This window comes from Nonomuraea sediminis, from assembly GCF_018531495.1.
GTDB classification, from domain to species: domain Bacteria; phylum Actinomycetota; class Actinomycetes; order Streptosporangiales; family Streptosporangiaceae; genus Nonomuraea; species Nonomuraea sediminis.
The window spans coordinates 428307-440232 of record NZ_JAHDTI010000001.1; the positions used below are offsets into that span (position 1 = coordinate 428307).

12 protein-coding genes and 1 pseudogene are annotated in these 11926 nt (G+C 69.5%); 10 read left to right on the forward strand and 3 right to left on the reverse strand.

The annotated features are described in order from the left end of the window. The first annotated feature begins 40 nt into the window (after nucleotides 1–40). Together KIK09_RS01920 and KIK09_RS01925 are read left to right on the forward strand one after the other, a co-directional pair. A complete protein-coding gene (locus KIK09_RS01920; protein ID WP_214316846.1) occupies nucleotides 41–796 on the forward strand; it encodes a MoaF C-terminal domain-containing protein in 756 nt (251 codons plus the stop codon). After that, nucleotides 793–1179, forward strand: coding sequence for a nuclear transport factor 2 family protein (locus KIK09_RS01925; protein WP_214316847.1), 387 nt, complete (start codon nucleotides 793–795; stop codon nucleotides 1177–1179). The genes KIK09_RS01920 and KIK09_RS01925 overlap by 4 nt, the downstream gene beginning before the upstream one ends. On the opposite strand, the gene KIK09_RS01930 is transcribed toward KIK09_RS01925, so the two are convergent. Then, complete coding sequence (locus KIK09_RS01930) at nucleotides 1176–2081, reverse strand: TIGR03619 family F420-dependent LLM class oxidoreductase (protein ID WP_214316848.1); 906 nt, start codon at nucleotides 2079–2081, stop codon at nucleotides 1176–1178. The two genes, KIK09_RS01925 and KIK09_RS01930, sit on opposite strands and share 4 nt — an antisense overlap. A gap of 388 nt (nucleotides 2082–2469) precedes the next feature. Between KIK09_RS01930 and KIK09_RS60480 the strand changes: the two are divergent. From KIK09_RS60480 to KIK09_RS57310, 3 genes and pseudogenes are all read left to right on the forward strand, one after another. After that, nucleotides 2470–2667 (forward strand): annotated as a pseudogene (locus KIK09_RS60480) (metal-dependent hydrolase); the annotation flags it as partial. Nucleotides 2668–2812: 145 nt separating this feature from the next. After that, nucleotides 2813–3097, forward strand: coding sequence for an amidohydrolase family protein (locus KIK09_RS57305; RefSeq protein ID WP_308163886.1), 285 nt, complete (start codon nucleotides 2813–2815; stop codon nucleotides 3095–3097). 107 nt (nucleotides 3098–3204) lie between these two features. Next, a complete protein-coding gene (locus KIK09_RS57310; RefSeq protein ID WP_504740297.1) occupies nucleotides 3205–3627 on the forward strand; it encodes a MarR family winged helix-turn-helix transcriptional regulator in 423 nt (140 codons plus the stop codon). Nucleotide 3628: 1 nt separating this feature from the next. Here the strand turns inward: KIK09_RS57310 and KIK09_RS01940 are convergent, their stop codons facing one another. Both KIK09_RS01940 and KIK09_RS01945 read right to left on the reverse strand, forming a co-directional pair. Next, nucleotides 3629–4855 carry a cytochrome P450 gene (locus KIK09_RS01940; RefSeq protein WP_308163888.1) on the reverse strand — a complete coding sequence of 409 codons (1227 nt, stop codon included), beginning with the start codon at nucleotides 4853–4855 and terminating at the stop codon, nucleotides 3629–3631. Further along, entirely contained in the window at nucleotides 4833–6140 is a 1308-nt protein-coding gene (locus tag KIK09_RS01945) for a glutamine synthetase family protein (RefSeq protein ID WP_214316851.1), read from the reverse strand. The genes KIK09_RS01940 and KIK09_RS01945 overlap by 23 nt, the downstream gene beginning before the upstream one ends. 98 nt (nucleotides 6141–6238) lie before the next feature. Between KIK09_RS01945 and KIK09_RS01950 the strand changes: the two genes are divergently transcribed. The 5 genes from KIK09_RS01950 (at nucleotide 6239) to KIK09_RS01970 (ending at nucleotide 11860) form a co-directional block, all read left to right on the forward strand. Next, nucleotides 6239–7045: an acetoacetate decarboxylase family protein gene (locus KIK09_RS01950; RefSeq protein ID WP_214316852.1), complete on the forward strand. Its 807-nt coding sequence runs from the start codon at nucleotides 6239–6241 to the stop codon at nucleotides 7043–7045. Beyond that, a complete protein-coding gene (locus KIK09_RS01955) occupies nucleotides 7042–8466 on the forward strand; it encodes an aldehyde dehydrogenase (RefSeq protein ID WP_214316853.1) in 1425 nt (474 codons plus the stop codon). Before KIK09_RS01950 ends, KIK09_RS01955 begins: the two co-directional genes overlap by 4 nt. Then, on the forward strand, nucleotides 8454–9350 hold the full coding sequence (locus KIK09_RS01960) for a 3,4-dihydroxyphenylacetate 2,3-dioxygenase (protein WP_214316854.1): 897 nt from the start codon (nucleotides 8454–8456) through the stop codon (nucleotides 9348–9350). Before KIK09_RS01955 ends, KIK09_RS01960 begins: the two co-directional genes overlap by 13 nt. Then, nucleotides 9343–10188 carry a fumarylacetoacetate hydrolase family protein gene (locus tag KIK09_RS01965; protein WP_214316855.1) on the forward strand — a complete coding sequence of 282 codons (846 nt, stop codon included), beginning with the start codon at nucleotides 9343–9345 and terminating at the stop codon, nucleotides 10186–10188. The genes KIK09_RS01960 and KIK09_RS01965 overlap by 8 nt, the downstream gene beginning before the upstream one ends. A gap of 103 nt (nucleotides 10189–10291) precedes the next feature. Beyond that, nucleotides 10292–11860 (forward strand): phage tail tip lysozyme, encoded by a 1569-nt coding sequence (locus tag KIK09_RS01970; RefSeq protein ID WP_214316856.1) that lies wholly within the window; start codon nucleotides 10292–10294, stop codon nucleotides 11858–11860. Nucleotides 11861–11926: the final 66 nt, after the last annotated feature.

Consider the following 11926-nt stretch of genomic DNA (forward strand, 5'->3'; position numbering starts at 1 on the left):
TATATGATTTCATAGACGACTTCATGGAGGAAGGTGCACCATGAACGATCGCCCCGCGGGGTGGAAGAACATGGACGACTTCGCCAGGGGCATCGCCACCAACAGGCTGCCCGCCTCTGACGTGCTCGCCGGCACCGAGCTCAAGCTGCGCTTCGACGACGGCACGGCCACCACGCTCAGCTTCGCCACCGGCGCGCAGGTGCACGTCGACGGCGGCCCCGCCGGGTGGTACGAGGCGATAGCCGTACGGGATGACCTGATCTTCGTGGGGCTCGCGCCGCGCGGGCGCGAGCTGACCGTGGTCGTGCTGCACCAGGGGCGCGCGCTCAGGGTCGTGTCGGCGATCGCGCCCGAGCCCACGCCGGGCAGGCCGCGGGTGTCGCAGGAGTTCACGCCGGGAGTGATGGAGGGAGTCCCGGTGAGCGCCGAGCCGCCCGCGCCGACACGGGAGCTGATCGGGCGCAGGGCGCTGTACCGCTACAGCCCCGAGCACCTGTACGAGCACGTGTACCTGAGTTCCGAGCGCTACGCCTGGCAGTGCCTGGTGGGCGAGCAGCGCGGCCACGGCGACGTCGACCTGGCCACCGCGTGGAAGATCGCCGAGGACGTGTACGTGTTCACGTTCCGCGAGTTCCTGATCCCGGTGGCGGCCACGTGGCTCTACGACTGGGCGGCGCTGCGGACGGTCGGGACGTTCTTCGGCCTGACGGGCGACGGCGAGATCAGCGCGGACCCCGGCGGCGCGCACATCATCCCGCTGGGCAAGGTCAGCTACCCGAACGAGGAGCCCATATGAGCAAGAATCTCGACGCGGTCCGTGCCTCATACGCGGCCTCCGACTCCGGCGACGTCAAGGGCATCCTGGCACCGCTCGCCCCCGACGCGCAGTGGACGGAGATGGCCGGTTTCCCGTACGCGGGCACGTACACGGGACCGCAGGAGGTGCTGGACCACGTCTTCGCCCGGCTCGGCAGCGAGTGGGACGGCTACCGGGCCGACCCCGAGGAGTTCGTCGACGGCGGCGACGTGATCGTGGTCATCGGCACCTACAGCGGCACGTACCGGGCGACGGGCAGGCACATGCGCGCACGCTTTACCCACGTGTGGCACCTGGAGGACGGCCTCGCCCGCCGTTTTGAGCAGTTCACCGACACGGCCCTGGTGAGGGAGGCGCTCTAGCACGAGACCCGGCGCATCACCTCGCGGCAGAACGCGCCGACCTTCGCCGGGTCGTCGATGAACTGGGAGGGTTTGATGCAGAAGGTGGTGTATCCCTCGGCCATGCGCTGGGGGATGTGCTCCAGCGCGGCCTCCAGCGGCGCACACGAGTCGCTGTCCGGAAATATCGCGCGAGTTCCTCCGACGAGCTCGATTTCCGCTATCGACCGGCCGTGCGCGGCCAATCCGGACGCCAGGTCCCGGAGGTCCTCTGCGGGGGGATACCCGAGCGGATTGAAGCCGCTCCCCCACCGCGCCAGCCGCCGCAGCAGGTGCGAGCTCATGCCCGCGCCGCCGAACCACAGCACGGGCCCGGTCGGCCGATACGCCTTCGGCTCGAAGTAGACGTCCTCGAACGAATAGAACGCGCCGTCGTAGGAGACCGGCGACGGCCCCCACAGCAGGGACCAGATCTCCAGATGCTCGTCAAGCAGCCGCCCTCGATCGGCGAAGGGCACGCCGAGGGCGGCGTACTCGTCCCTGCTCCAGCTGACCGTGGGCAGCACGATCAGCCGCCCTTCGGAGAGCAGGTCCAGCGTCCCGAGCTCCCGGGCCAGCACCAGCGGATGCCGCAGCGGCGCCAGCACGCCGGTCGCCGCCAGTCGCAGCCGGGAGGTGACCGAGGCGATGGCCGCCAGCAGCGTGAGCGAGTGCGGCCACGGCGTGAACGGATCCTGGTTGCCGGGCAGCGCGTACTCGCGGGGATTGGCCATCCGCCCGGCGGCGCCCGCGTCGGGCCCCAGCACGACGTGCTCACTGATCATCACGGAGTCGAACCCAGCGTCCTCCGCCTCGCGCGCCCAGCGCACCAGCGCCGGGAGCTCGCCGGTCATCGTCCAGTTCTCGGACAGCACGAGCTGCATACGTGGTATCGACACAACAAATTCGTATCCAAACGACCATCGTATGTACAGACCTTGCCGGATGTCGTTTGGAACCGTACGATCGCACGAGAGGCTCGCGCCGTGATCGCTTCCAGGACATCAACCGTCCTGCTCCTCGCCGCGACGGTCACCGCCTGCGGCCGGGCAGCTCGCCATGGTGGTCTCCCGCAACTTCGACCCCGGCCAGTCGCTGGTCGCCTATGCGGTCGCGGTGTTCGCGGGGGCGCAGCACACCGAGGGCGCGCTCATCGGGGGCGCGCTCGGCGTGGCGGTCGCCGAGGTGCTGCGCCGCCTCGGCATCCCTCAGCAGTGGGCCAACGTCGTCTTCGCCGTGGGCGCCATCCAGGCCCTCACCCAGGGCTCCGGCATGAGCGACGCCGAGCGGGTCGCCGAGCTGGACGAGATCCTGCGCCTGGTGCACCTGGCCGGGCTGCAGGCGGGCGTGCACGTGGTCGGCAGCCGGGGCGTCGACGCCGTGGTCGAGGCGCTGACCGCCACCGCCCGCGACCATCCCAGGTCCGACGCCAGGCACTACGTGATCCACGGCCAGTTCGCCTCCGCGCAGGCGCTGGCCAGGCTGGGCGAGCTCGGCTACGGCATCAACCTGCAGCCGGTGCTGCAGCGCGTGGAGGCGGGCACCACCCGCGCCCTGTTCGGCGCCGAAGCCGCCGAGCACGAGTGGCCGGCCCGCTCCGCGGCTGGCGGCGAGGGTGCGTACGGCCTGCAGTTCCGACGCCCCGGTCACCAGCCCCGACTGGCGTCCCGGGGTGGCCGCGCTGCTGGCGCGGACCGGCGAGGGCGTCACGCTGGAGGAAGCGCTGCACACCTACACCACGGCGGGAGCCTGGCAGGACTTCGCCGAGACGTGGAAGGGCACGATCACGCCGGGCAGGGCCGCCGACCTGTTCGTCAGCGCGGCCACGGCTCCCGAGGAGCTCACGGACGCGCCCGTCGAGCTGACCGTGTTCGACGGCCGCGTGGTACACGCGGAGTGAACCGTTCGGTCCCATACGATATGTCCGTGACCGGACACCACACGCTCCAGCAGACCGAGGAGGCCGTCGGCCGGCGGCTCGGCGGGCTGAACATCGACTTCGAGGCCATGTGGGCGGTCTCGCACATCTACCGGGCCTCCTCGGCGATCCGCAACCACCTGGAGCAGACGGTGCTGCGCGACACCGGGCTGACCTGGACCGGGTTCGTGGTGATGTGGGTGGTGTGGGTCTGGGGGGAGAGCGAGACCAGGCACGTGGCCGCCGAGGCGGGCATCTCCAAGGGCACGCTGACCGGCGTGGTGAAGACCCTGGAGTCCTACCGCTACCTGCGCCGCTCCCCGCACCCGACCGACAGGCGGCGGGTCATGCTGTCGCTCACCGCGACCGGTGAGCGGCTGATGCGCGACCTGTTCCCCGACTTCAACCGGCAGGAGGCCTTCGTGGTCAAGGAGCTCGACGGCGAGCAGCGCCGCGAGCTGGCCGTCTCGCTGCGCCGCATCCTGGAGCACCTGGAGAGCGTCGACCGATGAGCTAGCCGGCGGGTGTCCTGCACGGGAGCTCTTTGATGCCGTTGACAAAGTTCGAGCGGACCCGGCTGACCTCGCCGGACAGCTCGATCCCCGGCACCCGCGGCAGCAGTTCCTCGAACAGGACCCGCAGCTCCAGCTTGGCCAGGGAGGCGCCGAGGCAGTAGTGCGGCCCGCCCTTGCCGAAGGCCAGGTGGTCGTTGCGCGGGCGCGTCACGTCGAACCGATAGGGGTCGGGGAAGACGCGCTCGTCCCTGTTGCCCGAGGCGAACCACATGACCACCTTGTCGCCACGCCTGATGGTCCTGCCGTGCATGGCGACGTCGCGGGTGGCGGTGCGGCGGAAGTGGTAGACGGGCGAGGCCCAGCGTAGGAACTCCTCCACCGCCGTCGGCATCAGTGACGGGTCCCTTCGCAGGAGGTCGGCCTGGTCGGGGTGGTCGATGAGGGCCAGCATGGCGTGCGATACGGCGTGCCTGGTCGTCTCGTTGCCCGCCACGACCAGGAGTAGGAAGTAGTTGTCGAAGTCGCGCTCCGCCAGCGGGATCCCGTCGAGCGGGGTCTGGTTGACCAGCTTGCTGACCAGGTCGGTGCCGTCGCCGCCGCGCCGCTGCTTCGCCAGCCGCCTGCCGTACTCGAAGACCTCGAGCGAGGCGGGGCTGCGGAAGGGCAGATCCCGGAATATCTCCGACTCGGCGAGCCGCGAGGGGTCGGTGTTCTCGATGATCTGGTTGCCCCAGTCGATCAGTTGCTGGGTGTCGGGGGCGTCGAGCATCCGGGCCAGCACGTTGATCGGGAAGTCGGCCGCGACCTCGCGCACGAAGTCGAATTTGTCCTTATTTTTCAGCTTATCGACGGTGAGGGCGGCCAGGCCGCGGAGGAAGATCTCGTAACCGGCCACGGCCTTGGGGGTGAAGTCGCGCTGCAGCAGGCGGCGCAGCGCGAGGTGGCGCCGGCCGTCAGTCTCCAGCATCGAGCGCCGGATCTCCGCCTGCCGCGCGTCCACCTCCTCCAGGTTCGTGAACTGCTCCGAGGTGAACGTCTCCGGGTCGCTCGCCACGGCCACGATGTCGGCGTGCCGGGTGACCGACCAGAAGCCGCTGCCGTGATCGCCCTCGTCCTGCCAGTGCAGCGGGTGCTCGGCGCGCAGCGCGTCGAAGGTCCGCCACGGCGTGACGCCGTCCAGGAAGTTCGCGGGGTCGGACAGGTCACAGATGGTAGGCGTACTCACGGAACTCCCAATCGGTGACGTACCTGGAGAAGCGCTGCACCTCATCCCGCTTGTAGGCCACGAACGCCGCGGTGAACTCCTTGCCCAGCACCTCGGTCAGCTCGGTGTCGGCCTCGAAGGCGTCGAGCGCGGCGGGCAGCGACATCGGCAGCACCGCCGCCCTGGCCGGGTCGTAGCCATAGCCGTCGAGAGGCTCCGGCGGCTCGTTCTTGTCCCTGATGCCCAGGTAGACGGCCGCGAGCAGGCCCGCGATGCCGAGGTAGGGATTGGCCGAGGCGTCGCCGAGCCGTACCTCGAGCCGGGTCGCCTCTCCTCGCTCGGGCGGGATGCGCAGCATCGCGCTGCGGTTGTCCAGCCCCCAGTCGTTCAGCCAGGGGGCAAGGCTGTCGGGGCCGAACCGCTTGTAGGAGTTGATCGTGGGGTTGAGCAGCGCAGCCAGCGCGGGCGCGTGCGCGATCACCCCGCCGATGGCGTGCATGGCCTGCTCCGACAGCTGGTACGGCGCGGCCGCGTCGGCGAACGCGTTGGCCCCGTCGGAGCCGGCGCACGACAGGTGGACGTGGAAACCGGAGCCGCCCTCGTCGTTGAAGGGCCTGGCCATGAACGTGGCGTTCAGCCCGTCGGCCCTGGCCAGCTCCTTGACGGCGGTCTTGAGCCGGAACGCGCGGTCGGCGGCGTCCAGCGGCTCGCCGTGGCGCAGGTTGATCTCGAACTGGCCGGGGCTGAACTCGTGGTTGCCCATCGTGACGCCGAGCCATTTCAGCGCCCGCATGGTCCGCAGCAGGTGCCCGGACCTGTCACCCTTGTTGCCGACGATGTAGGCGTTGCCCGGCCCGCCGTCGTAACGGGTGCCGTCGGGCTCCAGCAGGAAGTACTCCAGCTCGGGCCCGACCACCCCGGCCAGCCCCAGCTCGGCCAGCCGGGCGATGGCGGCCTTGAGCACGGCCCTGGGCTCCTCCAGGAACGGCCGCCCGTCGGGCAGGTAGGCCTCGCCCAGGCAGTGCGCGACACCCGGCTCCCACGGAAGCACCTTCACGGTGGCCAGGTCCGGTTTTATCGTGATGTCCGGAAGCCCGCGGTCGAGGCCGCCGGGCACCGGGACCACGTCCGCCTGGGGTGAGGTGTAGTAGGCCGCCTGGCAGAACGACAGCCCGTGCTCGGCCACCTCGGGAAGGGAGTCGAGCAGCACGTCCTTGCCGCGTTCGACGCCGATGAGGTCGGGGTAGCAGATCCTCACGACGTCCACACCCGCCTGCCGCAGGCGCTCGACCGTGTCCGCGCTCACCGGCATCTCCTCTCATTTGGCCACAAACATTACGCAGGCATATAGCCGCGGACAACCCCCTCCGCATATCGTAAGGATCCAAACGAATTGGAGAGGTTGTGCACGGTTTCTTCACCCCGAAGTCGGCGACGGGCCGCGCGTCGCTGATCCCCCCGCCACCGTGGCATTACTCGGGCGACCTGCTCACCGTCGAGTACAGGACCGATCCCGCCAGGGTCGCCGAGCTGCTGCCGCCGCCACTCGGTTTGGCCCCTGACGATCCCGGCGCGGTCGCGATCATCTGGGCCGACTGGCAGTCCTGCTCCGACTCGCGCGAGGAGCTCCTGGACCCGGTGCGGGCGCAGTACAAGGAGTGCTTCGTCGTGGTCCGCTGCTCCTACCGGGACCGCGTGTACTCCAGGTGCGTCTACATCTGGGTGGACAAGGACTTCGCGCTGGTGCGCGGCCTGCACCAGGGCTATCCGAAGAAGCTCGGCTCGATCCACCTGACCCGCCCGCACCCCTACGGCCAGGCCGCGCCCCGCCTGGCCGCGGGCGGCGCGCTGGGCGCCACGCTGGCCGCCGCCGACCGGCGCCTGGCCCAGGCGGTCGTACGGCTGAGCGGCCCGAGCCCGCACAACGGGTTCGTCAACGCCCACCCGATGGCCCACCACCGCTGGCTGCCGTCGATCGTCACCGGCGGGGGGCTGGCGCTGGACGAGCTGATCTCCAGCGGCGCGGAGTCGTTCGAGGGCGGGCAGGCCTGGACGGGCGAGGCCACGCTCGAGCTGTTCGAGGCGCCCACGGAGGAGCTGGCGGCGCTGGCCGTCGAGGAGGTCATCGGCGGCTACTACCGGCAGGTCGGCGTGACGTGGAACGGCGGCGCGCTGCTCGAGTCGGGCACCAGCGGAGCGGAGGGATCATGAACGTCGACCACTGGATAGGCGGCGAGCGCGTGCCCTCCGCCGAACGCTTCGAGGACCACTCCCCCATCGACGGCAGCGTGCTCGCCCACGTGGCCAGGGGCGGCCAGGACGAGGCGGCGCTGGCGGTCAGGGCCGCGGCCGGGGCGTTCCCCGCCTGGGCGCGGACCTCGCGCGATGAACGGGCCCGGCTGCTGCACGCCATCTCCGACGGGGTCGAGCGCCGCACCGAGGAACTGGCCATGGTGGAGACCACCGACAACGGCGCGCTGCTGCGCTCGCACCTGCGCGGCGTCATGCCGAGGGTGGCGCACAACTTCCGCTTCTTCGCCGACTGGCTGCTCGGGCTGGGCCGCGACGACTTCGACACCCGGGGGCACGCCAACCACGTCAGCTGGGATCCGGCCGGCGTCGCCGTACTGGTCACTCCGTGGAACGCGCCGCTGATGCTGGCGACGTGGAAGATCGCGCCGGCCCTGGCGGCGGGGAACACGGTCGTGCTCAAGCCCGCCGAGTGGAGCCCGCTGACCGCCTCGCTGCTGGCGGACATCACGGCCGAGGCGGGACTGCCGGACGGGGTCTTCAACGTCGTCCAGGGCTACGGCGCCGAGGTCGGCCCGCCGCTGACCGGGCATCCGGAGGTGCGCAGGATCAGCTTCACCGGCTCGGTCGCCACGGCCAGGACCATCGCCGCCTCGGCCGCGCCCAACCTGACGCCGCTGTCGCTCGAGCTGGGCGGCAAGTCGCCGCTGCTGGTGTTCGCCGACAGCGACCTGGACCTGGCCGCCGACCTGGCCGTGGAGCAGTACGACAACGCCGGGCAGGTGTGCCTGGCCGCCGTCCGCCTCCTGGTCGAGGAGTCCGTCGCCGCCGACTTCCTGGAGCGCTTCCTGGCCAGGGCGTCCGCGCTGCGCCAGGGCGACCCGCGCGACCTGGACACCGACCTCGGCCCGCAGATCCATCCCCGCCAGTTCGGCAAGATCGACGGCTTCGTACGGCGTGCCGTCGCGGAAGGCGCCTCCCCCGTGCTCGGCGGCGGCCCCAACCGGGACCTCGGCGGCCTCTACTACCAACCGACGCTGCTGACCGGCGCCAAGCCGGGCAGCGAGATCCTCACCGAGGAGGTCTTCGGTCCTGTGCTGACCCTGCAGACGTTCGCCGACGAGGAGGAGGCGGTCGCGATGGCCAACTCCACCGACTACGGCCTGGCCGCCACCCTGGTCACCGGCTCCCCCGCGCGAGCCCGGCGCGTCTCCGCCCGCCTGGTGGCGGGCACGGTCTGGGTGAACTGCTTCTTCGTCCGCGACCTGCGGGCGCCCTTCGGCGGCGCCCGCAGGTCGGGGGTCGGCCGCGAGGGCGGCGACTGGAGCTTCGACTTCTACTGCGACGTCAAGAACACCGTGAGCGCGCCATGGGCGAGGTAGCCGGGGCGGGCCTGCTGGCCCATGTGCCCACGATCGTGCTGCCCGAGCAGACCCGGCGGGAGCTGAACGAGGGCCGGGAGATCAGCCTGGTCACCGGGCTGCGGCAGCTGCGGGCCGAGGTGTTCGACGACGGCTCCTATGACACGGTGGTCGTGCTGGACTCGCACTGGGCCACGACGGTCGAGTTCGTGGTGGCCGCGCAGCCGCGCAGGGCCGGGCTGTTCACCTCCGACGAGTTGCCGCGCGGGATGTGCCGCATGCCGTACGACTTTCCCGGCGATCCCGGGCTGGCGCGGATGATCGAGGCGCGGGCCGAGCGGCACGGGACCTGGATCACCGCGATCGACGATCCCTACCTGCCGGTCCACTACGCGACGGTCAACCTGTGGACCTACCTGGGCGTGCCGGAACGGCCGTGGCTGTCGATCGGGGTGTGCCAGACGGGCGACGCGGAGGACCACCTGCGGCTGGGGCGGGCGCTCGGGGAGGCGATCCGCGACAGCGACCGGCGGGTGCTGCTGATCGCCTCGGGGGCGATGTCGCACACGTTCTGGCCGCTGCGTCAGCTGCGCGCGCACGAGTCCTCCGACCCCGCGCACGTCCGCACGCCGGAGGCCCGCGCGGCCGACCTGGAGCGGATCGCCTGGCTGGAGGCCGGGGACCACGCCAGGGTGCTGGCCACCATGCCGGAGTTCATGAAATACCGCCCGGAGGCGGGTTTCGGGCACTACCTCATGATGCTGGGGGCGCTGGGCGAGGAGTCGTGCACGGCGCGCGGGCGACTGTTCGGGTCCTACGAGAACTCCGTCGGGACCGGGCAGGCCCACCTGTGGTTCGACCGCCCTGGCGGCGGCTTCCCCGCGCCGAAGGAGACCCATGCCTGAGTACCGCAGGATCCTGCTCGACGGCGCCGTCACCCGGGTGCGGCGCGACGGGGACGTGCTCGTCAGCGGCGACGGACGTACGGTGGCCGCGGACGAGGCCGTGCACCTGCCGCCCTGCGAACCCACCAAGATCATCGCAGTGCACCTGAACCACCGCAGCCGGGTTGCGGAGTTCCAGGCCCGGCTGCCAGCCGCGCCCACGTACTTCCACAAACCCACGTCCTCGCTGAACACCCACGGGGGCGCGGTGGTGCGCCCGGCAGGGTGCTCCTACCTCAACTACGAGGGCGAGGTGGCGATCGTCGTCGGCCGTACGGCCCGCGGCATCACGCCCACGCAGGCGGGCGCGTACATCGCCGGGTACACGATCGCCAACGACTTCGGCCTGCACGACTTCCGCGACACGGACGCCGGGTCGATGCTGCGGGTCAAGGGCTCCGACACGCTGTGCCCGCTGGGCCCCGGCCTGGTCGACGACTGGGACTTCCACGGCAAACGCATCAGGACGTACGTCAACGGGACCGTGGCCCAGGACGGCTCGACGGACGAGATGACCTGGGACATGCACTACCTGGTCGCCGACATCGCCCGCACCATCACTCTCCATCCGGGCGACGTCCTGCTGTCGGGCACCCTCGCCAACTCCCGCCCCGTCCAGCCGGGCGACCTGGTGCAGGTGGAAGTCGAAGGCCTCGGCACCCTCACCAACCACATCGTCGAAGGCCCCACCCCCGTCCCCCCGGACTACGGCGCCCAGCCGACCGCCTCGGAGGAGGTCCTCTCCACCGCCCTCGGCGGCGCCTGGGAACACCGCGGCATCCGCCCACCGCGCCGCTAGGCGATGTCTTTGCGCGCCACGGGGAGGAAGTCCGTCCTTTCCTTACCGGTCATCAACGGAGACTGAAGGTTGTTCATCGGTAATCACATGCGGGAGTGACCCCATGACGCAACCGGCAGCGGAATCGATTCTCGGCTTCTGGAGGTACAGCGGCGGAGGAGTCGTGGGGGTGAGCCGTGGAGCTGACGGCCTCGTCGGGACCATCCACCAGGCGATCACACTTCAGCAGTGCCCGCACAATGTCGGGGAGGTGATGTGGAACATCGACAAGGGAACCCACCTCGGCTGGAAGGTCGCGGGCGACTGCTCCAGCGAGCGCCAACCGCAGAAGGCTCAATGGCAGGTTTCCGGAGAAACGCTTACAGTGCATGTCGAGCACGGCAGCGACAACGTCGGCGACTACGCTTTTCAGCGTCAGCCTTCCCTCCCCATGAATGGGCGGGTCTACTTTTTTCGCGGCAGCGATTACGTCGGGTACGACCTGGAATCGGATGCCGCGGGTCAACTGAAGATCATACCGATCTCGTCCGGCTGGAAGCGGCTTCCTTCCGGCTTCCAGAACGACCTGGACGCGGTGGTCAACTGGGGCAACGGCATCGCCTACTTCTTCAAGGACGACCAATACGTCCGCTACGACATCCGCACAGACACCACCGTCGGACCCCAAAAAACAGCAGACCACTGGACCGCCCTGCCCAACGGCTTCCACAACGACCTGGACGCCGTCGTCAACTGGGGCAACGGCTACGCCTACTTCTTCAAGAACGACCAATATGTCCGCTACGACATCGGTGCGGACTCCGCCGTCGGACCTCAGAAGATATCGGACCACTGGACCGCTCTGCCCAACGGCTTCCACAACGACCTGGACGCCGTCGTCAACTGGGGCAACGGCATCGCCTACTTCTTCAAGAACGACCAATACGTCCGCTACGACATCGGTGCGGACTCCGCCGTCGGACCTCAGAAGATATCGGACCACTGGACCGCTCTGCCCGGCGGTTTTCGAGACGGTCACTTCGATGACGTCGTCAACTGGAACCTGGTCGTTCAGTGGGAGGACATCCCTCGATACCAGCGCATGCTTTATGTGATGGAGAAGTTGGTGCGCCATTACGGGTACCCGGTGAATGGAGCGGCTGGACTCGTCGGAAACTTCGTGATCGAATCTTACGTGATCCCGTCAAACATCGAGGGCGCCAAAGAGCAGTCTCCGATGCGGGCGGCGAACTGGAGTGGCGAAGTAGTCGAACACACGGCTGACGCCATCATGAACCGCAACGAGGCGGCAGGTGTCGGACCGAAGCTTTCAGGAGTCGGCCTTGCGCATTGGTCCGAGCGCGACCGACGCAGGGGACTGTTCACTCACAAGCTCTCGGATACCGCACTGGGCGCCTCCGTGCTCTTCAATATGGACGCGCAGATCGACTACGCCGTACGAGAGCTCGGCAAAAGCTACAAGCCCGTCAATGATTTCCTGAGAAGACCGAATGTTACGGCGAGCGACGCCTGCGACGAAGCCCTGTACGAGTACGAGATACCCGGGGCGATCATCGGTACGGATCACAGGCGGCTGCCTCGCAAAGATCCCCGCGTTCAGGCCGCTTTCAAGAAACGTCGTCCGGAAGCGGAGCGCGCAGCCACTCTTTACCGCACCGCCCATCCCGGCTGACTCGCCGCCAGATGGCCTGGCCTGGGCAGGGCGGCGCGCCTCGCAGCACTGCCGCAGGGGCCTTGG